This is a genomic window from Brevibacillus sp. JNUCC-41 (assembly GCF_014844095.1).
Classification (GTDB): Bacteria; Bacillota; Bacilli; order Bacillales; family DSM-1321; genus Peribacillus; species Peribacillus aracenensis.
The window spans coordinates 5,294,194-5,317,948 of sequence record NZ_CP062163.1 but is presented as its reverse complement, the minus strand read 5'-3'; the positions used below and the strand labels follow the sequence as shown (position 1 = coordinate 5,317,948).

The following is a 23,755-nucleotide window of genomic DNA, read 5'->3' as shown; positions in this document are numbered from 1 at the left end:
GGAGGAACGAATTATGGCTATGGAATTAATGAAGATGCCTCAATTAGGCGAAAGTGTCACAGAGGGGACCATCAGTAAATGGCTTGTGAAGCCCGGGGATCATGTCACGAAATACGACCCGCTAGCTGAAGTGATGACGGATAAAGTAAATGCTGAGGTTCCTTCTTCCTTCACCGGCATCATCAAGGAATTGAAAGCGGATGAGAATCAAACATTGGCAGTCGGGGAAGTCATTTGCTCGATTGAAGTTGAAGCGGCAAAGACGGATAACGGAAATGCTGGGCAAGTTTCTCATAGTGAGGAAATTGTTGATGCACCTGCTATAAGAGATGTGCAGCAAGCGTCGGCCGAACCATCAAGGAAAGCTCGCTATTCGCCAGCTGTGTTAAAACTTTCCCAGGAGCATGGAATCGATCTTTCAAAAGTTAAAGGAACGGGGAATGAGGGACGGATCACCCGTAAAGATTTACTGAAACTTGTTGAATCAGGGAATCTTCCTAAGGCGGATGAGCCTTCCGCAATATCCGATTCGTCTCCTGTAGAGAACGCACCTCAAGTTAATCGTCAAACCAGTCCAGTACCAAACATGCCGACTGCGGCTGGGGACAAGGAAATACCTGTTACCGGCATCCGTAAGGCAATTGCATCCAATATGTTGAAAAGTAAGCACGAAATTCCGCATGCTTGGACGATGGTGGAAGTTGATGCAAGCAATATGGTGAAGTTGCGTGATAATCTTAAATCCGAGTTTAAACAAAAAGAAGGTTATAATTTAACGTACTTTGCCTTTTTCGTCAAAGCGGTTGCTCAAGCTCTTACGGAATTTCCAGAGCTCAATTCGATGTGGGCAGGCGAAAATATCATACAAAAGAAAGAAATCAATATATCCATAGCCGTTGCAACCGAAGATGCCTTATTTGTACCGGTCATTAGAAATGCCGATGAAAAATCAATCAAAGGTATAGCAAGGGAGATACAGGAACTTGCATTCAAAGTGAAGGCGGGTAAGTTAAAAGCGGAGGATATGCAAGGTGGTACGTTCACTGTTAATAACACTGGCTCATTCGGTTCTGTCCAGTCCATGGGAATCATCAATTATCCACAGGCGGCCATTTTACAAGTTGAAACGATTGTAAAACGTCCAGTGGTCATAAATGATATGATTGCAGTACGAGATATGGTGAATCTCTGTTTATCACTTGATCATCGTGTTTTGGACGGACTGGTATGCGGACGATTCCTTGCAAGGGTTAAAGAAATCATCGAAAAGATTTCCAAAGATAACACTTCCATATACTAAAAGGATGACCGGAAAGTTGTACCTTCAGACTGTAGGCAAACTCGATGAAAATCGGGTTTGCCTACAGTTTTTTTTTGATTGGTACAATTTTCATGTTAATTGGAACTCCGCACTCGATTTCCCGGGCGGGTTGCCCTCGGCAATCTTGGCGCCTATGGGGTCTCTCCTTGGACGCGCCATTCCTGCTGGAGTCTTGCACACCCATTCCAATCACCTTTTTTTAAAAAAATGATAGAAACAATGACTATGGTGACGAGGGGGGTTCCTGACCATCTTTTAATCCAGCAGCTATTGATTCGCCAAAGTTCAGACCTTGTCATTTCTCTTTTCCGTAGAAAAACATCGACAAAAATTTTATTTTTGCTATTATTTTATTAAGGGCTGTTCTAATACAGGTCAGCGGCTGTACTTGATTTAAAAAAGGTGAAACAGGCTAGTGTTTTTCCTAATAACCGATTTTCTAATTTCTATTTTCTTAAATTTAAAGAAAATTATGGTAGAATGTAGTATAATCCAGAACAAATTGACGGGAGGGTGGTTTTCTTATCCAAAACTGACTGAGCGTTCGTTCTCCCAATGAAAGGACAGGGCTTATGATGCGGCAGAAGATAAGAAAGCGATTACAGATGGAACTGAAAGATGTAAAAAACATAACCTTTCCTAAGCCTTCTTTTGAAGAGTGGAAAGAAGCTGCGGAAACAAGTTTAAAAGGGAAAAGTGTAGAAAAATTAAAAACGAATACATATGAGGGCATCACTTTATCACCGCTCTATACAGAAACGGAGAATTCAACGGAAAAAGAAGCTGAATTACCAGGATTTTTCCCTTTCACCCGAGGAACTTCCCCAACGGGATATCACGAAAAACCTTGGCTTGTCGTTCAACCTGTAAGCGGTATCACGGCTGAAGAAGCAAATGAAAAGATGAAGGCTTCATTCAAACGCGGTCAAAATGTCGTGGCATACCCTGCACGATTGCTTGCAGAGGGCGCAAGGGCAGAAAAATTATTTAAGGATATCCCGTTAAAAGGAATTCCGGTTTTCATTGACCTAAAGGGGAAACAAAAAGGATTATTCCCTCAATTCAAGGCGGTAGCCGAAGCACAAAATACCCAATTGACAGGCGTTATTGCTGAAGATCCCATTGCAGAATGGCTCATTTGCGGTAAGCTGCCAGAAGATACGGATAACTATTTTGCAGACTGGCTGAAGACGATCCAAGATTATCAGAGTGTAGGCAGGGATTTAAAAACAGTTTTGATTAATACGGCAGTCTACCATAATGGGGGAGCTAATGCCGTACAAGAAATAGCTTATGGTTTAGCGGCTGCCGTCCAATATCTATTGGAAGGTCAAAAACAAGGGCTTTCCATTGCTTCTGTTTCCGAAAAAATAGTATTCTCTTTTGCTTTGGATTCAAATTACTTCATGTCCATCGCTAAACTGCGGGCTGCCAGAAGGCTTTGGGCAGGACTTGCAGAAGCTTTCGAAACGGCATCGGATCATTTTAAAATGGAGATACATGCCGTTACTTCCGAGTTGACAGAAACGCTATATGATCAGCATGTCAATATTCTTCGGACCACAAATCAGGCTTTCGCTGCAGCTATTGGAGGCATTCAATACCTTCAAATTCATCCATTCACACATGCAACTGGTGAAACCGATGATTTTTCAGAAAGAATTGCCCGTAACACTCACTTGATTTTAAAAGAAGAAACAAATATAACAACAGTGGTCGATCCTGCTGGCGGTTCATGGTATGTTGAGCAACTAACGGATGAATTGGCTGAAAAGGCTTGGGCGAAATTCCTTGAAATCGATGCAGCTGGAGGAATACTTGAGCTAATTAAACAAGGAACCCTTCAAAAAGAAATAGCTGAAGTTTACCAAGGAAGAGTCCAAAATGCGGCTTTCAGAAAAGAAAGCATCATCGGAACGAATGTTTATCCGAATCCAGCTGATAAGATTAAAACCCCGACACGGAATAACCATGTGTCATATATGAACGTTGAGAAGCCGGTGGGCATTACCCCACTTGACTTGAATCGGGTATCCATTCAGTTCGAACAGTTAAGACTACGCAGTGAAAAGTATAAAGAAATAAATGGAACGGCTCCAACTATTGGTTTGATTAATTTGAAAAATCTCAAATCCTTTAAACCTCGTGCAGATTTCGTTAAAAGTCTTGCTGCAGCAGGTGGTATTGAAACGAACGGCAGTAAGGGGTGTCAAACCGTGGAGGAAGCAGTCAATTATGTAGCTGCGACCAAGCTCCCTATCTATTGTGTTTGCGGCAGTGATGCTGACTATTCGGAATTCGCACCAGCCGCCATTAAAGAAATTAAAAAGCAATTCCCTGAAATCACTATTTATTGTGCCGGCAAGCAAAAAGAAGAATTGGAGATTACACTAATTGAAGCCGGAGTCAAAGATTTTGTCCATGTTAAAACAAATGCAATATCCATTTTATCGGAATTATTGCAGAATCTTGGGGTGAACTAAAATGAAAAGACCGAATTTTTCTGCTATAAATCCTGCTAAGTCTGAGATTAAAGGTACGGTGGAAGCTTGGAAAAAGGAAGCCGAAAAAGCAGTTGAAAAAAACATGGAGGATCTTCTGTTTGAAACCAATGAACAAATAAAAATCAAACCGCTTTATGTTGAGGAAGATAATCGCGATTTGGAGCATATGGAGAGTGTGCCAGGCATCGCTCCTTTTACAAGAGGGCCCTATCCTTCCATGTATGTCAATCGTCCTTGGACGGTACGTCAGTATGCAGGTTTTTCGACTGCCGAGGAATCCAATGCTTTTTACAGGCGTAATCTGGCGATGGGGCAAAAAGGGCTCTCAGTTGCTTTTGATTTAGCTACACACCGTGGTTATGACTCCGATCATCCACGCGTTGTCGGTGATGTGGGGAAGGCGGGAGTTGCCATTGATTCCATTCTTGACATGAAAATCCTGTTCGACGGCATTCCGCTTGATCAGATGTCCGTGTCAATGACGATGAACGGTGCTGTATTACCCATTCTTGCATTTTATATCGTGACAGCTGAAGAACAAGGCGTAACACAGGATAAGCTTTCAGGCACGATTCAAAATGACATCTTAAAGGAATACATGGTTCGGAATACGTATATCTATCCACCGGAAATGTCCATGAAAATCATAGCTGATATATTTGAGTATACATCCAAATATATGCCCAAGTTCAATTCCATTTCCATCTCCGGCTATCATCTGCAAGAAGCGGGGGCGCCGGCTGATATCGAACTTGCCTATACGTTGGCGGATGGGCTTGAGTATGCACGTACCGGAATGAAAGCAGGTATTGATATCGATAAATTTGCACCACGCCTTTCATTCTTCTGGGCCATAGGAATGAACTATTTCATGGAAGTGGCGAAAATGAGGGCAGCTCGTTTCATTTGGTCAAAACTGATGAAACAATTTGAACCGAAAAATAATAAAGCGATGGCATTGAGGACGCATTCCCAAACCTCAGGCTGGAGCCTCTCCGAGCAGGATCCGTTTAACAATGTCGCTAGGACCCTTATTGAAGCGCATGCGGCTGCACTTGGGCATACACAGTCCCTGCATACGAACGCATTGGATGAGGCCATTGCCTTGCCAACTGATTTCTCGGCACGCATTGCCCGTAACACACAGCTATATCTGCAGGAGGAAACCGGGATCACAAAAGTAATCGATCCATGGGCGGGTTCATACTATGTAGAATCGCTCACCAATGAATTAATCGAACGGGCTTGGGCTCACATAGAAGAAATCGAAGGTCTGGGTGGAATGGCGAAGGCTATTGAAACCGGCCTTCCAAAAATGAGGATCGAGGAAGCAGCTGCAAAGCGTCAGGCTAAAATCGATTCTCAAGTTGAAACGATCGTGGGCGTCAATAAGTATCGTTTGAAAAAAGAGGATCCTATTGAAATACTGGAGATTGATAATACGGTAGTTCGCGAAAGTCAGCTTAAGCGTTTGAGCGAATTAAAAGCGAAACGTGATCAGGCAAAGGTAGATGAAGCACTTCAAGCGCTATCCATGGCTGCCAGAACTGGCGAAGGTAACCTTCTAGAACTGGCTGTGCAAGCTGCAAGAGTACGGGCTTCATTAGGTGAAATATCCGATGCGATCGAAGAGGTTGCTGGACGTCACAAAGCAACGATCCGTTCCATCAGCGGCGTATATAGCTCGGCATACTCAAAAGAAGCGGAAATTGAGGAGGTCGTCCGCATGACGGAAGAGTTCCTTGAAAATGAAGGAAGAAGGCCTCGTTTGTTAATGGCTAAAATGGGTCAGGACGGTCATGATCGTGGAGCTAAAGTAGTAGGAACGGGATTTGCGGATTTAGGCTATGATGTCGATATCGGTCCATTATTCCAAACACCGAAAGAAACAGCCATCCAAGCCGTGGAAAATGATGTGCATGTAGTCGGAATGAGTTCGCTTGCTGCCGGCCATAAAACTTTGTTGCCGCAGCTTATGATGGAACTGAAGAACTTGGGCCGTGAGGACATAATAGTGATCGTAGGCGGTGTCATCCCTGCACAGGATTATGATTACCTAATGGAAAATGGGGCTACAGCCATTTTTGGACCTGGTACGGTCATACCACAGGCAGCGAAGAAAGTGCTTCAGGAAATATACAATCGCCTCGGATATGAGGAAGTGGCCCAATAATGAGTGAAGACAAGAAGCCGGAATGGGTCGATCTTAACAATCAGGAAGGTTTTGCTTCTTCATTAAAGCCAGGTGTGGAATTAGCAGCCAGCCAAAACAAGCCTTCAAAAAGCAAATTCGTCAAAAAACATAATGTAAACATACCGGTCCTTGAACTTAAAGAGGGAATCATAAAAGGGGACAGGGCCAAGCTAGCTAAAGGGATTACATTGGTTGAAAGCAATGCATCCCACCACATGGATCATGCACAGGAATTATTGCATGCCATCCTTCCCCATACAGGGAACTCGATTCGCATCGGGATTTCCGGAGTGCCCGGTGCCGGAAAAAGTACCTTCATCGAGACGTTCGGAACTTACTTATGTGACAGGGGCCATAAGGTTGCCGTTCTAGCTGTCGATCCAAGCTCTTCAATCAATGGCGGAAGTATATTAGGTGATAAGACAAGGATGGAGGAACTGGCAAGAAACCCTCATGCCTTCATAAGACCTTCACCATCCGAAGGCACTCTAGGCGGAGTTCACCGCAAAACGAGGGAAACGATGTTGCTTTGTGAAGCGGCAGGATTTGATGTGATACTGATAGAAACTGTCGGTGTCGGTCAGAGTGAAGCTATAGTACGTAGTATGGTCGACTTTTTCATGCTCCTTGTCCTAACAGGTGCCGGAGATGAATTACAAGGGATGAAAAAAGGGATTCTGGAACTTGTGGACGGAATTGTAGTCAATAAAGCCGACGGAGAGAATATTCCGCTGGCGATTAGGACGAAATCCGAATATAGCAGAATCTTGCACTTCCTTCAGCCTGCAACAAAGGGATGGGCAGGAAAGGCATATGCTTGTTCCGCCATCACCGGTAAAGGGATCCCTGAGCTTTGGGATGTATTGAATGAATTTTCCGATATGACCAAGGAATCGGGTGTTTTTCAAGAACGGAGAAGAATGCAATCCAAGGAATGGCTTTATTCATTGATTGATCACCAGCTTAAAACGATGTTTTATAAAAATGAAACCGTCAAAGGTCTTCTCCCTATACTCGAGAATCAAGTGATGTCAGGGAATAAAACGGTCACTGCTGCTGTTAAGCAGGCCTTTGGATCTTTTACAGAAACATTTAAATCAAATTAAAAAAGAAATAGGGGGCAGCGTGGAATGTCTCCTGGCATGCCCCATCCTTTTGTAAGCCTATTTGTTTCGCACATGGTTCTCGCTTCTATTTCGTTTGAAGCGGTTTATGCGGTTTTAACAGGTAAATTTATTGAATCAAGAAGTGGCAATTGTTATGATAGGGTTGAAGAGAAAACTTGGAAGGGGCAAATGCCATGAATATGGATTTTAATTTTTTAATGAACGACGTAGTCAAACAGGCTCGCGATGAGATAAAGACTGCTGGATATACAGAATTGACTACTCCCGAGGAAGTAGAGGAAGTATTTGCGCAAAAAGGTACGACACTTGTCATGGTAAACTCCGTTTGTGGCTGCGCTGGGGGAATTGCTAGACCTGCAGCTGCTCATGCAATCCATAATGATAAACGCCCAGATCAGCTTGTAACCGTTTTTGCTGGGCAAGATAAAGAGGCGACGGAAAAAGCCCGTGATTATTTCGAAGGGTATCCGCCGTCATCCCCATCATTTGCATTGCTGAAGGATGGAAAAATCATCACCATGATCGAGCGTCATGAAATTGAAGGGCACCACCCGATGTCTGTAGTAGAAAAATTACAAGACTACTTCGATCAATATTGCGAAGAAGTGTAAGCCCATAGCCATAGCTAAAAAACCCGCCAATCGGCGGGTTTTAGTTTGACGACAAAAAGGGGTTTGGAAGTAGTCTCATCCCGAACCGTGATTATAAAAAGTTATTCTTCATGGATGTTACCTTTTTTATAGGGGATGAAATCCTTATTGTATTGAAGAAATATGCGGCACTCCTGCCGAATAACTGTCAAGCCGAGACCCTAGAGGCGCTTGAGCGAGGAGGCTTAGCAGATAGTCGGCGGAAAGGGAGCGGATTTCTGAAATCAATTGGAATGTTTTTTTTAGAAACAAACCGTAGTCAAACTCGCTTTTCTTGAAGTTTGAATACAGTCTGAAAACCGCCCTTGCGGCGGATTTTTTTATCCATGATTTTGCATAAGTCAGGGGCATTTAGGAAAGAAGATAGATAAGGATGCCGATATATTTCCTTTGGAGCTTAAAGCGCATAATTTAGAAATAAAATTATAGCAATATTCTGAAAAATAAATCTATTATTTACGTTATTGAATAATTATAAGAGTGTGTTAAAATACACATTAGTGTATGAATATTAGTTATTCAAATTTTAACTAAACCAAATTCAATAACAAGAGAATTGAAAATATCATTTTGGAGGAATAATAATGAAGTTGAAAAAGCAGTTAGCATTGTTGCTTACTTCTGTTTTATTAGTAGGTATTTTAGCAGCATGCGGAACATCGGGGAAAGAAGATAAAGACACAGCAGGTACAGAAGATAAAAAGGTCCTGGTAATGGGAACATCTGCGGATTATCCGCCATTTGAATATGTTGAAACATCTAAAAGTGATGAAATTAAAGGATTTGACATCGATATCGCGAAAGCAATAGGAAAAAAATTAGGTTATGAGGTTGAAGTGAAGGACATTGACTTTAATAGTCTTGTGCCTGCTCTGGAAAATAAATCGGTCGATTTCGTTATCTCTGGAATGACTCCAACTGAAAAACGTGAGCAATCAGTCGATTTCAGTGATATTTACTATACAGCTAAAAACATGATCATCACGACAAAGAACAGCAAAATCAAAACTGTTGAAGATTTAAAAGGGAAAACCGTGGGCGTACAGCTTGCATCCATTCAGGAGACATTGGCAAATGACTTGAATAAATCCCAAGATATCGGGATGAAAATTGAAAAACGGAATCGTATTCCTGAGGTTGTTCAAGAGATGTCAACAGGACGTTTTGATGCCGTAATCATGGAAGATACTGTTGCAAAAGGCTACTTGAATGATAATAAAGATTTGGTGGGGCATTTGATCGAGTCCGGTGAACAAGATGCCGGTTCAGCAATCGCTTTCCAAAAGGGAAGCAAGTTAACTGAAGAATTCAATGCCGAGTTGAAAAAAATGTTAGAGAACGGTGAAATGGAAAAATTAATATTAAAATGGTTCGGTGGCAGTGAAACTGAATAATACAGAGAGATGAAAAGCGTTCAGAAGAGATCTAGTATGCCTTCTGAACGTTTTTCCGCGCTTTATTGTTAATAAAATGAAGCAGGAGGAAGGACATAAGATAAAGGCCTTCATAAGAGAGGATGAATGGAGTGAATCTGGAATTTGAAAGGATTATGCCTTCCCTTCCATATATCCTGGAGGGGATACCGACAACATTAAAGGTTGTTGCGGTAGCGGCAGTAATCGGATTTGTTTTGGGAATATTACTATCTATACTTAAAATAAGCAGAATTAAGCCCTTAAATTGGATTGCTGACTTTTATACATCCATTTTTCGCGGTACACCTTTGGTATTGCAATTAATGTTGATTTATTTTGGTTCACCACAAATATTGGGGATTCAAATCGAAGCGTTCCAAGCAGCATTTTTAGCATTCGGGCTAAATTCAGCGGCATACATCTCTGAAATTATCAGGGGAGGCATTTTAGCTGTCGATAAAGGCCAACGAGAGGCATCGCTCGCACTTGGGGTTCCCTATTCAGGGATGATGCTAAATATTATCCTTCCGCAGGCCATCAAGAATATCCTGCCATCGCTTGTGAACGAATTGATTTCCTTAACCAAGGAATCAGCCGTAGTCACAATTATTGGATTAGGGGATATCATGCGCCGTGCTTATATTGTCGGCGGTGAGACATATAAATTCTTCGAGCCGATATTATTTGCCGGTCTCATTTATTATGTGATGGTCATGGTTCTCACCATCTTAGGCAAAGTGATTGAAAGGAGAATGAGACGCAGTGATTAAAATTGATGGACTCAAAAAAAACTATGGTAAGCTCGAAGTATTAAAAGGAATCAGCACCGAGATAGGGCAGGGAGAAGTGTTAGCAATCATCGGCCCATCCGGTTCGGGAAAATCAACTTTCTTACGCTGCATCAATATGCTTGAAACTCCAACTGATGGTCAAATCAGGTTTAAAGATCAAATCATCACTGAAAAAAAGACCAATATCATGAAAGTGCGTGAAAATGTCGGGATGGTATTTCAACATTTTCATTTATTTCCGCATAAAACCGTACTGGAGAATCTGACATATGCACCTATGAAGGTGAAAAAACTATCAAAGGCCGAGGCTGTAAAACAAGCTCGTGAACTTTTGAACAAAGTAGGTTTGTCCGATAAAGAATCGACTTATCCGAATCGTCTGTCAGGCGGGCAAAAACAAAGGGTCGCGATTGCGCGGGCATTGGCAATGAACCCGGAAGTAATCCTTTTCGATGAACCGACTTCAGCGCTTGATCCCGAGATGGTAAAAGAAGTGCTCGAGGTTATGAAGTCACTGGCACATACGGGGATGACCATGCTGATCGTAACGCATGAAATGGGATTTGCCAGGGAAGTGGCCGATCGTGTACTATTCCTGGATGGGGGGCTGCTCGTTGAGGAAAGTGCTCCGGAAGAATTCTTTTCCAATCCGAAAAGCCAGCGTGCAAAAGACTTCTTGGAAAAAGTTTTATAAGCTGAAGAAAATAGTATATAATTGTAAAAAAGGTAACGTTTAGGTTACCTTTTTTATTTTTTTCCTATAATGTATTTTTGTGTGAATGTATTTAGAAAAAATGGAAATTTAACTCGCAAAGGACTGTGAAAATATCTGATTTCCTGATAGTATTATAATAGATAGAGAAAGAGCCAGGTGATACATAACAATGTTTAAAATCGGGTACAGGACGATTAAAACTGCTTTGGGGGCCACCCTGGCAATTATTATTGCACAAATGCTTAATCTCGAATATTTCTCTGCTGCGGGAATCATTGCGATCTTATGCATTCAAGTTACAAAAAAGAAGTCGGTGTATGCCTCCTGGCACCGTTTTTTAGCTTGTTTGATCGCTATGGCCTATGCATCCCTATTCTTTCATTTCATCGCATTCCATCCGCTGATAATAGGTTTGATTCTCTTGATTTTCATTCCAACGACTGTTGCCTTGAAGATTAATGAGGGGATTGTGACGAGCAGCGTCATCATCATGCATCTATACGGGGCGGGTGACATCACTTTTTCCCTGCTGATCAATGAAACGATATTAATCGCGATTGGAGTTGGAGTGGCGCTTGTCATGAATCTGTACATGCCCAGTGTCGATGACAAACTGCTGGCCTACCAGGAAAGCATCGAAACGAACTTTAGTGCGATCTTGATGGGAATTGTCCGCTATTTAAGGGATAATGATCACACATGGGATGGTAAGGAAATCACCGAAACGGCCAATTTTCTTAATCAAGCCAAAAGCCTTGCCTTCAGGGACGTGGAAAATCATTTTTTAAGGGAAGAAGACCTGTATTACCATTATTTCAAAATGCGTGAAAAGCAATTTGAAATAATTGAGCGAATTCTGCCCCTTGTCACGAATATTCCATTGGTCGTCAAGCAAAGCGGAATAGTGGCTGATTTTATAGAAGATTTGGCAGAAAACGTCCACCCACAAAATACGGCCATTCTTTATCTGAAGAAGCTTGAAGAAATGGAGATTCATTTTAGGGGAATGGCACTGCCGCATACAAGGGAAGAGTTCGAATCCAGGGCCGCATTACTGCAGCTCATGAAGGAAATGGAGCGTTATTTATTGTTGAAGCATTCCTTCAAAGGACTACCCAAGCTGAACGGCAACCGAATGAAAAAGAGGCACTTGGCTTAAACTAAGCAAAAAAGTGAAGGAATGATACAAAATGAAATGGATCCTTTCTTTGTTGCTTATGCTACTTTTGTGGCCGTTGCAGGTACAGGCCCAACCTCAATCGGTTAAGCCTGGCGATCCGTTTATCATCATCAATAAAGCTAACAATAAATTGGCGTTCATTGATGATAATGAGGTCAAGGAGATTCTGCCGGTCGGTACGGGAAAGAGTCAGGAACTTACACCCGAAGGGATTTTCACGGTCAAAGTAAAAGCAGTCAATCCATATTACCGGAAAAAAAATATTCCTGGCGGCGATCCCAGGAACCCTCTAGGGTCGCGGTGGATTGGATTCGATGCACGAAATACCGATGGGAGGATTTACGGCATTCATGGTACGAATAAGCCATCATCAATTGGTAAATACATTTCAAATGGCTGTGTACGGATGCATAAATCCGATGTAGAGCGTTTGTACGAAAAAGTCCCCATCGGCACTAAAGTTTTGATCACCATATCGAACGAGGATTTCGAAACGTTGGCAAAGAAAAATGGAGCGATAAAATAAAGAGAGGGAAGCTTTGCTCCCCTCCCAACGGTTTCTATTACAAAAGAAATGCGATACCTGATAATAAGCTCGTTAATAACATTGAGATAAGCATTAAATACACGACGATTTTTCTGATTTTCTTGTTTCCCATATGCTCTCTCCCTTAAAACAGTTTAATTGATTTTATTTTAACTTGAACATTTAGTAGAAACAAGTAAAAGTATAATGTTCATATTATTCCGAATCTTAAAAGGCTTTAATGCAAGATTAGTAGTATTCTAATGGAGACATCCAATAATACATAGCATGGGGGTTTTTATGATGATTAAAAATATCGATCATATAGGTATTGCCGTCAAGTCACTTGAGGAGGCCTTGCCACTTTACACAGAAACGTTGAAATTGAAACTTGAAGGAATCGAGACAGTTGGGAGCCAAGGAGTGAAAGTGGCCTTCATCCTGGCAGGCAATACCCGTTTGGAGTTGTTGGAAGCGTTGTCACCGGCAAGCCCAATCGCCAAATTCATCGAAAAACGCGGTGAAGGGATTCATCATGTGGCACTTGGCGTCGATGACATCGAAGAGAGAATAAAAGAAATTAAAGAATCTGGATTGCGGATGATTGATGATTCATCAAGAAAGGGAGCACACAATGCGGATGTTGCTTTCGTTCATCCCAAGTCTACCGCGGGTGTATTATATGAGCTTTGTGAACAAGCAGTATCAAAGGAGGAGCAGGAATGACAGACATATACGATACGATCAATGACCTATATGACAGACGCCGTAAAGTGGAAATGGGCGGCGGGGAAGAAAGAATCGATAAGCAGCATGAAAAGGGCAAACTTACTGCAAGGGAAAGAATTGAACTTTTAGTTGATCCGGGTACTTTCATAGAGCTTAATCCTTTTATCAAACACCGTAATACCAATTTTGGCATGGAAAAGGAAGAAGGGCCAGGAGAAGGGGTTGTCACCGGTTACGGAAAGGTCAACGGCCGTGATATTTATCTGTTTTCACAGGATTTTACTGTTTTTGGCGGGGCACTAGGTGAAATGCATGCTCTGAAAATTGCCAATGTTATGGATTTGGCAGCGGAGAATGGAGCCCCTTTCATAGGTTTAAACGATTCTGGTGGGGCGCGTATTCAAGAAGGCGTGGTTTCGCTAGACGGATATGGCCAAATTTTTTACCGGAATTCCATTTATTCAGGGGTCATACCACAGATTTCGGTTATTATGGGACCTTGTGCAGGTGGAGCTGTATATTCCCCAGCCATAACCGACTTTGTCTTCATGGTTGAAAAAACGAGCCAAATGTTCATAACAGGTCCTAAAGTCATTGAAACGGTTACAGGGGAAAAGATTTCATCTGAAGGATTGGGTGGAGCGGCAGTACATAATACCATAAGCGGTAATGCCCATTTCAAGGGAGCATCTGAGGAGCAAGTATTGGCGGACGTTAGACGTCTCCTGAGTTATCTTCCACAAAATAATGAAGAGAAGCCGCCGGTTTTGGAAGCCGACGAAGGAGATGACTACCGTCCGGACTTAACGGATGTAGTCCCTTATGAAGGGATCCGTCCATATGATGTTCGGAAAGTATTGGAGCAGGTTGTCGATGAGGATTCCTTTATGGAAGTTCAAGAGGGCTTTGCGAAAAACATTGTGGTCGGCTTGGCGCGTATCAAAGGGAAATCAGTGGGGCTTGTCTGTAACCAGCCAAAGGTGTTGGCTGGGGGACTTGATATTGATTCATCAGATAAAGCTGCCCGTTTTATTCGTTTCTGTGACTCGTTCAACATTCCGCTAATTACGTTTGAAGACGTTTCAGGGTTTTTCCCGGGCGTTAAACAAGAACATGGCGGGATCATTCGCCATGGTGCAAAGCTGCTATATGCTTATTCGGAAGCAACAGTACCAAAATTGACGATCATTCTGCGTAAAGCATATGGAGGAGCTTACGTGGCCCTTAATAGTAAATCCATCGGTGCGGATCTTACGTTTGCATGGCCGAATGCTGAAATCGCTGTAATGGGATCTGCTGGAGCGGCAAATATCATTTTTGCCCGTGAAATTCAAAATAGCCAAGATCCGGAAGCGACACGTGCAGCTAAAATTGAAGAATACCGTGAGAAGTTCGCCAATCCATATGTTGCCGCAAGTCTTGGAATGGTGGATGATGTAATTGATCCCCGTGAAACAAGGATTAAGATCATTCAATCTCTTGATATGCTGCGCAACAAAAAAGAAAACCGACCATGGAAAAAACACGGAAATATCCCGTTGTAATCCGATCCAACATTGCAAGGAGCCCAAACTATCTGTTTTGGGCTCCTTTCCATACTGGGGAAGATATCATTTAAAAGAAAACCATTTATATGTCATCATTCACATTTTGGCAGGGAAATGACCAGCATGCCATTCTGGGGTCTTCCTTTTCACATTATTTGCCGGGGCGCCGCTTTTAGAAGTATAATTAAAGAGGAAAACTTTTTTGGAGGTTTTATTTTATGATAAATGAAGAACGTTTAGTTAATGAATTTATGGAATTGGTGCAGATTGATTCCGAAACGAAAAATGAAGCAGCCATCGCCAAAGTGCTGAAAGAAAAATTCGGGGCACTGGGTGTAGAGGTTTTTGAAGATGATACAACAGCAGTTACAGGTCATGGAGCAGGGAATTTAGTATGTACTTTAAAAGGAATGAAAGAAGGCGTAGATACCATTTATTTCACCTCCCATATGGATACGGTTGTACCAGGTAATGGAATCAAGCCTTCCATCAAGGATGGATACATAGTGTCAGACGGAACGACCATTTTAGGTGCAGATGACAAAGCTGGATTAGCGGTCATGTTAGAAACGCTTAAAGTGTTGAAAGAACAGAATATCGAACATGGTACAATCGAATTCATCATTACAGTAGGTGAAGAATCTGGCTTGGTTGGGGCAAAGGCATTGGATCGCTCCCTTGTAACGGCTAAATTCGGTTTTGCACTTGATAGTGATGGAAAAGTAGGAAATGTGGTTGTTGCTGCACCTACTCAGGCGAAAGTATCTGCAACCATTTTAGGCAAGACTGCTCATGCTGGTGTCGCTCCTGAGAAAGGCGTTTCGGCCATTACGATCGCTGCCAAAGCAATCTCTAGAATGCCATTGGGCAGAATCGATGAGGAAACGACAGCCAATATCGGACGTTTCCAGGGGGGACAGCAAACCAATATTGTTTGTGACCATGTTGAAATCCTTGCAGAAGCAAGATCATTGATTCCTGAAAAAATGGAAATACAGGTAGCGAAAATGAAAGAGGCATTCGAGACTGCAGCCATTGAAATGGGTGGACGTGCTGAAGTTGAAGTTAACGTCATGTATCCTGGTTTTAAATATGGTGCTGGTGATCATGTAGTCGAAATCGCAAGAAAGGCAGCAGAGAAAATCGGCCGTCATTGCGAGCTGGTTAAAAGCGGCGGAGGAAGCGATGCGAATGTCATTGCAGGCTTTGGCATCCCTACTGTCAATCTCGCAGTGGGCTATGAAGATATCCATACTACGCATGAAAGAATCCCAGTTGAGGAATTAACGAAGCTAGCTGAAATGGTTGTCACTATCATCAAAGAAGTATCAGGGGAATAATCACCCGGAATATGACAGGGAGATGGGGGAGAGTTTCCTGGGTAAAAAGGTTATCGGATTTCTTGCAGAGGGCGTAGAATATGCCATGCCTTTTGAATTCGTGATTCCATCGCAAGACCTGATGCCTTGCTTTCCGGATTTCCTGCAGCCAGGTAAATCAGCCCAAGCTATGATGGTCAAAGGTGGATTGCAATAAAGAAGGATATCCTCCATCAAACTATTGTCCAGGGTCACGTGAAATCTTGATTTTTACCGAATATATTCAAGGTGTTGCCATTTGATTACGATCATTGATCAGCAAAAACTCGTATATATTTGCCAAGGTGTTAACAGTATTGAAGGAATATATGAACAGTCATCAATGACATGATGGCTGTTTTTCTTGGAGTGGAAGCATCTTTCAACGTGGTTACCAAAGATAAATAGGGGTACCTTAATAGAAGTGGTTTTTTATTGGGCCTATTATCCGGTATTTTTTAATTTTACAAGGATGTGACGGTCAAACATGAAGGACATGTATCCCAAAAATGGCAGGGTCATTCTCCATGTAGACATGAATAGTTTCTATGCTTCAGTGGAAATGTCATATGATGTTTCATTAAAAGGCAAACCGCTTGCCATTGCAGGCAATGTTGAAGAGAGAAGGGGCATTATCGTCACCTGCAGCTATGAGGCGAGGAAGTTCGGGGTTAAAACGACCATGCCGATTTGGCAGGCGAAAAAACTATGTCCTCAATTAGTCATTCAGAAACCGAATTTCGAGCGTTATCGAAAGGCATCACTGGCTATTTTTGATGTTTTAAGGCAATATACAGAGATGGTTGAACCGGTTTCGATAGATGAGGGGTATCTGGATATTAGTGAATGCGCCGAATTGGGTTCCCCTTTAGATATAGCCAATAGCATTCAGGAAAGAATTTTTAATACGATGGATCTTCCTTGCAGCATCGGGATTGCCCCTAATAAATTTTTGGCCAAAACTGCTTCTGATATGAAGAAGCCAATGGGAATCACCGTGTTAAGGAAACGGGACATTTCGGAAAAGCTCTGGCCTTTACTAGTTGGCCAAATGCATGGCATCGGGGATAAGACCTCGGAAAAGCTTCAAACTATCGGGATAATGACGATCAGGGACCTTGCACACGCCAATGATAGTCAACTTAAACAGCTTCTAGGGATCAATGGTATCCGTTTGAAAGATAGGGCTAATGGAATCGACCCAAGGGCAGTGGATCCCGAAGCGATTTTTGAGCATAAGAGCATTGGGAACTCTACAACTCTTCCGCATGACTCCACCAATCAAAAAGAACTGATCGGTGTACTGGATAAGCTTTCCGGGAAGGTAGCAGCCCGTTTGAGAAATAAACGCCTGCTTGGTCAAAAAATAGGTGTGACGATCCGTTACAAAGACCGCCGCACAATAACGAGAAGCAGAACGGTCCCTAATCCAGTTTTTGAAAAAAAGGATATTTTACATGGAGCTATCGATCTCTTTAAGAAAAATTGGAATGGGGAAGGAATCAGGCTTCTTGGTGTCACGGCCTATGATGTCATCGAAAAAGAGTCGGCCTTCAAGCAACTGGATATTTTCTCCTTTCAAGAGGATGCAGAAAAAGAACCTCTGTATGAAGCGATGGAACACTTGCAAAATAAGTACGGAGAAAATATTATTAAAAAGGGATTACCCTTGAAAAACCGTTCAATTGGAACAGACACTAGCTTCAGCAAAGATTTCTTTGGGCAATCCAGGAGGAATGATCCTTCTTTTGACAAAGAATAGCGGACAAGTTGTGTAAAGATATAGAGAAGGGAAAGATGAAGCATGACAAAACAACAGATTGGCGTTATCGGACTAGCCGTAATGGGCAAGAACCTTGCATTTAATATTGAAAGCAGGGGATATTCAATTTCCGTGTATAATCGCTCAGGATCAAAAACGGACGAAATGATGAAGGAAGCGGAAGGCAAAAACGTATCAGCCGCTTATACGCTTGAAGAATTCGTCAATTCTTTGGAAACGCCACGCAAAATTTTATTGATGGTTAAAGCCGGGGAGGCAACAGATGCAACGATCGAGCAATTAAAACCGTTACTTGAAAAAGGTGATATCGTTATTGATGGAGGGAATACCTTCTTCAAGGACACTCAGCGCCGCAATGAGGAATTAAGCAAGCTTGGCATCCATTTCATCGGTACAGGCGTCTCAGGAGGGGAAGAAGGAGCTCTAACAGGTCCATCCATCATGCCTGGAGGTCAAAAAGAAGCATATGAACTTGTTGCACCGATTTTGAAGGATATTTCAGCTAAGGTGGACGGTGATCCTTGCTGTACGTATATCGGACCGGATGGAGCAGGTCATTATGTTAAAATGGTACATAATGGTATTGAATACGGGGACATGCAGTTAATTTCCGAATCATATTTCCTTTTGAAAAATCTCCTTGGATTATCTGCTGAAGAATTCCATGAAGTCTTTACTGAATGGAATCAAGGGGAACTTGACAGCTATTTAATTGAAATTACTGCTGATATTTTCAAAAAATATGATGAAGAAACCGGTAAGCCGATGGTCGATGTCATTTTAGATAAAGCTGGCCAAAAAGGTACGGGGAAATGGACAAGTCAAAGTGCGCTTGATCTTGGCGTTCCGCTTCCAATCATTACGGAATCCGTGTTTGCCCGGTTTATTTCAGCAATCAAGGAAGAGCGCGTTGAAGCGAGTAAAATCCTTCGTGGTCCAAAAGCCGAATCATTTACAGGCGACAAAAAGGCTTTGATTGAAAATATCCGTAAAGCACTTTATATGAGCAAAATCTGTTCATATGCACAAGGATTTGCACAAATGAAAGCAGCATCAGAAGAAAATGACTGGAACTTGCAATATGGGGAAATCGCGATGATTTTCCGTGGCGGCTGTATCATTCGTGCACAATTCCTCCAAAAAATCAAGGAGGCGTATGATCGTGAAGCGAACTTGAACAATCTTCTTCTAGATCCATACTTCCAAGGGATCGTCGAAAGCTATCAAGGAGCTTTACGTGAGGTAGTGTCAACGGCTGTAATGAACGGAATTCCGGTTCCTTGCCTGTCATCAGCACTTGCCTATTTCGACAGCTATCGCACAGAAACGCTGCCAGCTAACCTGATTCAAGCTCAGCGTGACTATTTTGGAGCTCATACTTATCAACGTATTGATAAAGAAGGAACGTTCCATACCGAATGGATGGAAAAATAAAAAGTTCAAGCCGGTATAAAAGGGGATTCCCTTTTATACCGGCTTTTTTTGGTTGTAATATTCATCATGTTAAGGATCAGAAAAAAAGGGCGCTTCCATGCGCCCTTTTTTTTTTTGCTATCTCCGATGTTCTACAAGGTCGATGACCCCTAATACAACATGTGCCAAACCGAAACCAAAAACCGTATTAGCAACCATTTTGTTTGAGCCCCGGGTCTGCTTCATTGCATAACCCGCAGCTGTCACGGCTGTGCCCAATGCTGTTGGAATTAATCCTTCACGAATGTCCATAAGTTTAATCCCTCCACACCGAAGTTAGTAGTGCCGTCCTCTGGCACCTTTTATAGTGTAACCTTAGCAAGGACTTAGCATTCTTTTTCCATGAGGGTAAAAATGGGAAAAACGAACTAATTGTAAATAGTTCCAATTATTTTACCTTTTTTAGGGAATATGTAGTATGATGTAGGTCATTCATCCTTGCTTTTTAGGTTTAAACACCTGCGGAAAAAGGAATATAAATATTGAAAGAGTTGGACGGACCGTAGGATACAGTAGGCAGAAAGAAGAGAGAAGGAGCGGAGACTTATGTTCATCATCTGGTGGGCTGTAGCCATTTTTTTATTTTTCATTGCCTTAGAATCTGGTGTTTCCTTTTGGCTTAATTCGGAAATAGAGGAAGGAATGTCTAAGCCCAAGGAAATGTTTGATATTATCCGGAATAAATTGCTGAGGAAGAGTGTTTCATGAATGAAGAAGGGATGCAGATTCAAATCTGCATCCCTTCTTCATTTCAGTCAACATCATTTTCGTTATTCTTGATTTCCCACCAAATATGTCCATCTTCTTTCAGGAGTTCATCGGATGCCAGCGGACCTGTGGATCCCGCTTCATAGTTAGGGAAAGAATCGTCCTTAGTATTTTCCCATGCATTGGAAATGGTATCGACGAACTTCCATGATAGGGCAACCTCGTCCCAGTGCGTAAAGTTGGTAGCATCCCCGCGCATGCTGTCAAACAATAGCTTTTCATATGCCTCGGGAGAATTGATGTGTTCGATCCCTTTGTTGGAGACGGTCAGTTTTACTGGCTTTGTATTGGATGTCGTCCCGGATTTCTTAACATTTAAGTACAGTGTGATCCCTTCGTCAGGCTGGATATGGATAACGAGAAGATTCGGGTTCAGCGTTTCTTCCGTTTTATAATACAGATTCATTGGGATATCTTTGAATTGGACGACGATATTCGTTGATTTGACATCCATCCTCTTACCGGTACGGATATAAAAAGGAACACCGGCCCAACGGAAGTTATCAATCATCAATTTACCCGCCACATAGGTCTCAGTGTTGGATTCGGGATCTACGTTATGTTCATTTCGGTAGGCCGGAAGTGTTTGACCGTCTATCGTTCCTTCACCATATTGGCCACGGACGAAGTATTGATTGACTTCGTCCACTTTCATTGGTCGAAGTGAGCGCAATGCCCGCACTTTTTCGCTTCGAATCTCTTCTGTCGTCAAAGCGATCGGGGGTTCCATGGCAAGCAAGGCCACCATTTGGAGCAGATGATTTTGGACCATATCCCTCAGGGCACCGCTGGTTTCATAATAACGCCCACGTTCTTCAACGCCAAGTGTTTCGCTTGAAGTAACCTGGATATTGGATATATATCTGTTATTCCAAAGCGGCTCGAATAGGGCATTTGAAAAACGGATGACCTCAATATTTTGTACCATTTCTTTACCTAAATAATGATCGATACGGTAGATTTCATCTTCAGCGAATGCCGTTCGAATCTGCTCATTCAATTTTTGTGCTGTTTCGAAACTGTGCCCAAACGGCTTTTCTATGACAAGGCGCTTATATCCATTCGTGTCGGTCAGGCCTTGAGCTTTAATCTGTTCGGCAATCGTTCCGAAAAACTCGGGTGCCATCGCCAAATAGAAGATCCGGTTTCCTTCTAATTGATATTGTCCGTCCAATTTTTCGGCAATGTCCTTCAACTGCAGATATGATTCCGAACTGGAGACATCATGGGAGTGATAATGGAAATGGGAAATGAATTCGTCGACCTTTTCTTTTGCATGTCCGAAAGTAAGTATGGAATCCTTGACACTTGTTTGGAACTCCTCATTCGTCAATGGCCTCCTTGCTACTCCAACGACGGCGAACTTATTTATTTTCTCTTTTTGAAATAGTCGATATATGGAAGGAAACAATTTCCTTTTCGCTAAATCTCCGGTAGCACCAAAAATCATGATCAATGCTGTGGGTTTATTGTTTTCTGTCATGTTAAAACCTCAACTTTCCGTTAAATCTGTCTATAAAGTTGGAATTACCGTATGTGTACCAATTTCTAATTTTACGTATAGCTTTCCCTCAAAGCAATCAATTTGCGCATTTTTTCTCATATTTCATTAAAAGTTTAATTTGGTTTCGGTTTTTAGGGGTCATAAATGAAACAGGGCCTTGGTTATGCTATAGTTAATGGATAAAGTAGCATTTGCAACGGAGGTAGTATGAGTGGATTTCGTTTTATTGGGTACAGGCGCCGGCGTTCCGGCTAAAGCGCGTAATGTGACATCAATCGCCCTGCAATTATTGGAAGAACGAGGGACGGTTTGGTTATTCGATTGTGGGGAAGCAACACAGCATCAAATATTAAAAACCGCGGTCAAGCCGCGAAAGGTTGAAAAGATCTTCATCACCCATTTACATGGTGACCATATCTTCGGACTGCCTGGATTTTTAAGCAGCAGATCTTTTCAGGGCGGTGTGGATAAATTGACCGTATATGGTCCACAAGGAATAGATGCATTTATTAAGACGAGCTTACAGGTGAGTGGAACTCATTTAAAATATCCCTTGGAAATCATCGAAATAGAAGAAGGCGCAGTGTTTGAGGACGAACAATTCACAGTCACGGCCATGTCGCTTGATCATGGCATTTACAGCATCGGTTACCGGATTGTTGAAAAAGATCGACCAGGAAGCTTACTGGTTGACCGGCTGCGTTCTGAAGGTGTGAAGCCGGGGCCTCTTTTTAAAGCATTGAAAAATGGACAAACGGTCTATCTCGATGATGGCCGTGTCTTAAATGGGAAGGACTATCTCGGTGCTCCGCAAAAAGGACGGATCATCACGATTCTTGGTGATACAAGAATGTGCAGCAATGCGATCATTCTTGCTGAATCGGCGGATTACCTTGTTCATGAAGCTACATTTTCAGCGGAAGAATCCGAAATGGCATCAGCCTATTATCATTCGACCACCGTTCAGGCTGCAGAAACGGCTTTGAAAGCGGGAGCTAAGAATCTAATCCTTACGCATATCAGCTCACGGTATACTCCGGAGGATGCCGAGAGGCTAAAAGAGGAAAGCAAAGCGGTCTTTGCAAACACGATTATGGGTGAAGATCTAATGGCAATTAAAGTTCCTTTGTATTCAGGGGAATCGGGCAGCTGAAATCAAAGCCAATGTTTGATATAATTAATCAATTGTTCATTGGATATTTAAAGGAGTGTAAATATGACTGACAAAAGTGACCTACATACTAAAGCAATGGATTTTCTCCTAAAAACAAGCCGGACTTTTTTCATTCCAATCAGCTACCTTCCAAAGGGATTGCAAGAAGCTATTGGAGCTGCGTACCTTTGCATGCGCGCCATCGATGAGATCGAGGATCACCCCAGTCTTCCTGCAGATATTAAGGTTTCCCTTTTAAAGGCTCTTAGTGAGTTGCTTGATGCAGATTTCAGGGAAGAAGATCTTCAATCGTTATTTGAACCATATAAGGATGATCTTCCCGAGGTGACCCTGTTTCTTTCGGACTGGATTGAATTTTGTCCTCCCGGTGCAAAAGGCAAAGTCTTGGAATCGACAAAGGAAATGGCCGAAGGCATGGCAAAATGGGTTACTATGGACTGGCAAATCCATAATGAAGAGGAACTCGATGATTACACATATTATGTTGCAGGTTTAGTGGGGGTCATGCTGTCTGATATGTGGAACTGGTACGATGGAACCGAAACGGACCGCGAGCTTGCCATCGCATTTGGACGCGGACTCCAAACGGTCAATATCCTGCGTAACCGTGAGGAAGATGCAGAACGTGGTGTGAACTTTTATCCGGATGGCTGGGGTTTCGATGAGATGCTTGCCCATACGGAACATAATCTTGCATTAGCCGATGCGTACATTGGAGAGATTGAAACGAAAGAGATCATCCAATTCTGTAAAATACCCTTGGAATTGGCAAAAGCCACATTGAAAGCCCTAAAAGAAGGCAAAGAAAAAATCGATCGTACTACAGTTACCGAAATTGTCAGCCAAGTTGTCGAACACTGATTTTTCCATAAAGCTGCTGTGAAAGTTACCATCCCTTTCACAGCAGCTTTTTTTATGTTTTATATTTAGAACTCAAAAAATTCTAAAAAGTTAAAAAATATATTGGAATAATTGGGACTAAACGATTATAATTTA

General features: G+C 42.3%; 23 protein-coding genes. 20 read left to right on the top strand and 3 right to left on the bottom strand.

Features of this window, described 5'->3' with window-relative positions:
- Positions 1 to 13: 13 nt before the first annotated feature.
- The 11 genes from JNUCC41_RS25665 to JNUCC41_RS25615 all read left to right on the top strand — a co-directional run bounded on the left by JNUCC41_RS25665 (position 14) and on the right by JNUCC41_RS25615 (position 12,423).
- The gene (locus tag JNUCC41_RS25665; RefSeq protein ID WP_192205442.1) at positions 14 to 1,300 is read left to right on the top strand and encodes a dihydrolipoamide acetyltransferase family protein; all 1,287 of its coding nucleotides are present in this window, start codon (positions 14 to 16) and stop codon (positions 1,298 to 1,300) included.
- A 626-nt stretch (positions 1,301 to 1,926) separates the two neighbouring features.
- A complete protein-coding gene (locus JNUCC41_RS25660) occupies positions 1,927 to 3,804 on the top strand; it encodes a methylmalonyl-CoA mutase family protein (RefSeq protein ID WP_192205441.1) in 1,878 nt (625 codons plus the stop codon).
- Position 3,805: 1 nt separating this feature from the next.
- Positions 3,806 to 5,998, top strand: a complete 2,193-nt coding sequence (gene scpA / locus JNUCC41_RS25655; protein WP_192205440.1) for a methylmalonyl-CoA mutase — start codon at positions 3,806 to 3,808, stop codon at positions 5,996 to 5,998.
- Entirely contained in the window at positions 5,998 to 7,125 is a 1,128-nt protein-coding gene (gene meaB / locus JNUCC41_RS25650; protein WP_192205439.1) for a methylmalonyl Co-A mutase-associated GTPase MeaB, read from the top strand. The genes scpA and meaB overlap by 1 nt, the downstream gene beginning before the upstream one ends.
- A 24-nt stretch (positions 7,126 to 7,149) precedes the next feature.
- Positions 7,150 to 7,323: a hypothetical protein gene (locus tag JNUCC41_RS25645; RefSeq protein WP_192205438.1), complete on the top strand. Its 174-nt coding sequence runs from the start codon at positions 7,150 to 7,152 to the stop codon at positions 7,321 to 7,323.
- The gene (locus JNUCC41_RS25640; RefSeq protein WP_034308239.1) at positions 7,320 to 7,757 is read left to right on the top strand and encodes a BrxA/BrxB family bacilliredoxin; all 438 of its coding nucleotides are present in this window, start codon (positions 7,320 to 7,322) and stop codon (positions 7,755 to 7,757) included. Before JNUCC41_RS25645 ends, JNUCC41_RS25640 begins: the two co-directional genes overlap by 4 nt.
- 629 nt (positions 7,758 to 8,386) lie before the next feature.
- Entirely contained in the window at positions 8,387 to 9,190 is an 804-nt protein-coding gene (locus JNUCC41_RS25635; RefSeq protein ID WP_192208335.1) for a transporter substrate-binding domain-containing protein, read from the top strand.
- A 131-nt stretch (positions 9,191 to 9,321) separates the two neighbouring features.
- Positions 9,322 to 9,981: an amino acid ABC transporter permease gene (locus tag JNUCC41_RS25630; RefSeq protein WP_076366307.1), complete on the top strand. Its 660-nt coding sequence runs from the start codon at positions 9,322 to 9,324 to the stop codon at positions 9,979 to 9,981.
- Entirely contained in the window at positions 9,974 to 10,696 is a 723-nt protein-coding gene (locus JNUCC41_RS25625; RefSeq protein ID WP_192205437.1) for an amino acid ABC transporter ATP-binding protein, read from the top strand. The genes JNUCC41_RS25630 and JNUCC41_RS25625 overlap by 8 nt, the downstream gene beginning before the upstream one ends.
- Positions 10,697 to 10,886: 190 nt before the next feature.
- Positions 10,887 to 11,876: an aromatic acid exporter family protein gene (locus JNUCC41_RS25620; RefSeq protein ID WP_192205436.1), complete on the top strand. Its 990-nt coding sequence runs from the start codon at positions 10,887 to 10,889 to the stop codon at positions 11,874 to 11,876.
- A 31-nt stretch (positions 11,877 to 11,907) separates the two neighbouring features.
- Positions 11,908 to 12,423 carry a L,D-transpeptidase gene (locus tag JNUCC41_RS25615; protein ID WP_192205435.1) on the top strand — a complete coding sequence of 172 codons (516 nt, stop codon included), beginning with the start codon at positions 11,908 to 11,910 and terminating at the stop codon, positions 12,421 to 12,423.
- A 37-nt stretch (positions 12,424 to 12,460) separates the two neighbouring features.
- Here JNUCC41_RS25615 and prli42 read toward each other — a convergent pair whose 3' ends face one another.
- Entirely contained in the window at positions 12,461 to 12,556 is a 96-nt protein-coding gene (prli42, locus tag JNUCC41_RS25610; RefSeq protein WP_155726463.1) for a stressosome-associated protein Prli42, read from the bottom strand.
- A 167-nt stretch (positions 12,557 to 12,723) separates the two neighbouring features.
- Between prli42 and mce the strand changes: the two genes are divergently transcribed.
- The 6 genes from mce to gndA all read left to right on the top strand — a co-directional run bounded on the left by mce (position 12,724) and on the right by gndA (position 19,274).
- On the top strand, positions 12,724 to 13,149 hold the full coding sequence (gene mce, locus JNUCC41_RS25605; protein WP_192205434.1) for a methylmalonyl-CoA epimerase: 426 nt from the start codon (positions 12,724 to 12,726) through the stop codon (positions 13,147 to 13,149).
- Positions 13,146 to 14,696: an acyl-CoA carboxylase subunit beta gene (locus JNUCC41_RS25600; RefSeq protein ID WP_192205433.1), complete on the top strand. Its 1,551-nt coding sequence runs from the start codon at positions 13,146 to 13,148 to the stop codon at positions 14,694 to 14,696. The genes mce and JNUCC41_RS25600 overlap by 4 nt, the downstream gene beginning before the upstream one ends.
- A gap of 221 nt (positions 14,697 to 14,917) precedes the next feature.
- Positions 14,918 to 16,039 carry a tripeptidase T gene (locus tag JNUCC41_RS25595; RefSeq protein ID WP_192205432.1) on the top strand — a complete coding sequence of 374 codons (1,122 nt, stop codon included), beginning with the start codon at positions 14,918 to 14,920 and terminating at the stop codon, positions 16,037 to 16,039.
- 22 nt (positions 16,040 to 16,061) lie between these two features.
- Positions 16,062 to 16,235: a hypothetical protein gene (locus JNUCC41_RS25590; protein ID WP_192205431.1), complete on the top strand. Its 174-nt coding sequence runs from the start codon at positions 16,062 to 16,064 to the stop codon at positions 16,233 to 16,235.
- Between the two features lie 309 nt (positions 16,236 to 16,544).
- The gene (locus tag JNUCC41_RS25585) at positions 16,545 to 17,819 is read left to right on the top strand and encodes a DNA polymerase IV (RefSeq protein WP_192205430.1); all 1,275 of its coding nucleotides are present in this window, start codon (positions 16,545 to 16,547) and stop codon (positions 17,817 to 17,819) included.
- Positions 17,820 to 17,861: 42 nt separating this feature from the next.
- Complete coding sequence (gndA, locus tag JNUCC41_RS25580) at positions 17,862 to 19,274, top strand: NADP-dependent phosphogluconate dehydrogenase (protein WP_192205429.1); 1,413 nt, start codon at positions 17,862 to 17,864, stop codon at positions 19,272 to 19,274.
- Positions 19,275 to 19,391: 117 nt separating this feature from the next.
- On the opposite strand, the gene JNUCC41_RS25575 is transcribed toward gndA, so the two are convergent.
- Complete coding sequence (locus JNUCC41_RS25575; protein ID WP_034308217.1) at positions 19,392 to 19,565, bottom strand: hypothetical protein; 174 nt, start codon at positions 19,563 to 19,565, stop codon at positions 19,392 to 19,394.
- A 294-nt stretch (positions 19,566 to 19,859) separates the two neighbouring features.
- Here JNUCC41_RS25575 and JNUCC41_RS25570 point away from each other — a divergent pair, with 294 nt between their 5' ends.
- Complete coding sequence (locus tag JNUCC41_RS25570) at positions 19,860 to 20,021, top strand: hypothetical protein (RefSeq protein ID WP_192205428.1); 162 nt, start codon at positions 19,860 to 19,862, stop codon at positions 20,019 to 20,021.
- A gap of 43 nt (positions 20,022 to 20,064) precedes the next feature.
- Here JNUCC41_RS25570 and zwf read toward each other — a convergent pair whose 3' ends face one another.
- A complete protein-coding gene (zwf, locus tag JNUCC41_RS25565; RefSeq protein WP_192205427.1) occupies positions 20,065 to 21,564 on the bottom strand; it encodes a glucose-6-phosphate dehydrogenase in 1,500 nt (499 codons plus the stop codon).
- Between the two features lie 232 nt (positions 21,565 to 21,796).
- Between zwf and rnz the strand changes: the two genes are divergently transcribed.
- Both rnz and JNUCC41_RS25555 read left to right on the top strand, forming a co-directional pair.
- Positions 21,797 to 22,738, top strand: a complete 942-nt coding sequence (gene rnz / locus JNUCC41_RS25560; RefSeq protein WP_192205426.1) for a ribonuclease Z — start codon at positions 21,797 to 21,799, stop codon at positions 22,736 to 22,738.
- A 63-nt stretch (positions 22,739 to 22,801) separates the two neighbouring features.
- Entirely contained in the window at positions 22,802 to 23,620 is an 819-nt protein-coding gene (locus tag JNUCC41_RS25555; protein ID WP_192205425.1) for a squalene/phytoene synthase family protein, read from the top strand.
- Positions 23,621 to 23,755 lie beyond the last annotated feature (135 nt).

What these genes read in the sequence shown, in the direction of transcription:
- scpA (WP_192205440.1), top strand. Translation starts at nt 3,806, where the DNA reads ATGAAAAGACCGAATTTTTCTGCTATAAATCCTGCTAAGTCTGAGATT.
- JNUCC41_RS25615 (WP_192205435.1), top strand. Translation starts at nt 11,908, where the DNA reads ATGAAATGGATCCTTTCTTTGTTGCTTATGCTACTTTTGTGGCCGTTG.
- JNUCC41_RS25575 (WP_034308217.1), bottom strand. Translation starts at nt 19,565, where the DNA reads ATGGACATTCGTGAAGGATTAATTCCAACAGCATTGGGCACAGCCGTG.
- JNUCC41_RS25590 (WP_192205431.1), top strand. Translation starts at nt 16,062, where the DNA reads ATGGGGGAGAGTTTCCTGGGTAAAAAGGTTATCGGATTTCTTGCAGAG.
- JNUCC41_RS25595 (WP_192205432.1), top strand. Translation starts at nt 14,918, where the DNA reads ATGATAAATGAAGAACGTTTAGTTAATGAATTTATGGAATTGGTGCAG.
- meaB (WP_192205439.1), top strand. Translation starts at nt 5,998, where the DNA reads ATGAGTGAAGACAAGAAGCCGGAATGGGTCGATCTTAACAATCAGGAA.
- JNUCC41_RS25570 (WP_192205428.1), top strand. Translation starts at nt 19,860, where the DNA reads ATGTTCATCATCTGGTGGGCTGTAGCCATTTTTTTATTTTTCATTGCC.
- JNUCC41_RS25640 (WP_034308239.1), top strand. Translation starts at nt 7,320, where the DNA reads ATGAATATGGATTTTAATTTTTTAATGAACGACGTAGTCAAACAGGCT.
- JNUCC41_RS25665 (WP_192205442.1), top strand. Translation starts at nt 14, where the DNA reads ATGGCTATGGAATTAATGAAGATGCCTCAATTAGGCGAAAGTGTCACA.
- JNUCC41_RS25645 (WP_192205438.1), top strand. Translation starts at nt 7,150, where the DNA reads ATGTCTCCTGGCATGCCCCATCCTTTTGTAAGCCTATTTGTTTCGCAC.
- JNUCC41_RS25600 (WP_192205433.1), top strand. Translation starts at nt 13,146, where the DNA reads ATGACAGACATATACGATACGATCAATGACCTATATGACAGACGCCGT.
- mce (WP_192205434.1), top strand. Translation starts at nt 12,724, where the DNA reads ATGATGATTAAAAATATCGATCATATAGGTATTGCCGTCAAGTCACTT.
- JNUCC41_RS25585 (WP_192205430.1), top strand. Translation starts at nt 16,545, where the DNA reads ATGAAGGACATGTATCCCAAAAATGGCAGGGTCATTCTCCATGTAGAC.
- JNUCC41_RS25555 (WP_192205425.1), top strand. Translation starts at nt 22,802, where the DNA reads ATGACTGACAAAAGTGACCTACATACTAAAGCAATGGATTTTCTCCTA.
- JNUCC41_RS25620 (WP_192205436.1), top strand. Translation starts at nt 10,887, where the DNA reads ATGTTTAAAATCGGGTACAGGACGATTAAAACTGCTTTGGGGGCCACC.
- gndA (WP_192205429.1), top strand. Translation starts at nt 17,862, where the DNA reads ATGACAAAACAACAGATTGGCGTTATCGGACTAGCCGTAATGGGCAAG.
- zwf (WP_192205427.1), bottom strand. Translation starts at nt 21,564, where the DNA reads ATGACAGAAAACAATAAACCCACAGCATTGATCATGATTTTTGGTGCT.
- prli42 (WP_155726463.1), bottom strand. Translation starts at nt 12,556, where the DNA reads ATGGGAAACAAGAAAATCAGAAAAATCGTCGTGTATTTAATGCTTATC.
- JNUCC41_RS25660 (WP_192205441.1), top strand. Translation starts at nt 1,927, where the DNA reads ATGGAACTGAAAGATGTAAAAAACATAACCTTTCCTAAGCCTTCTTTT.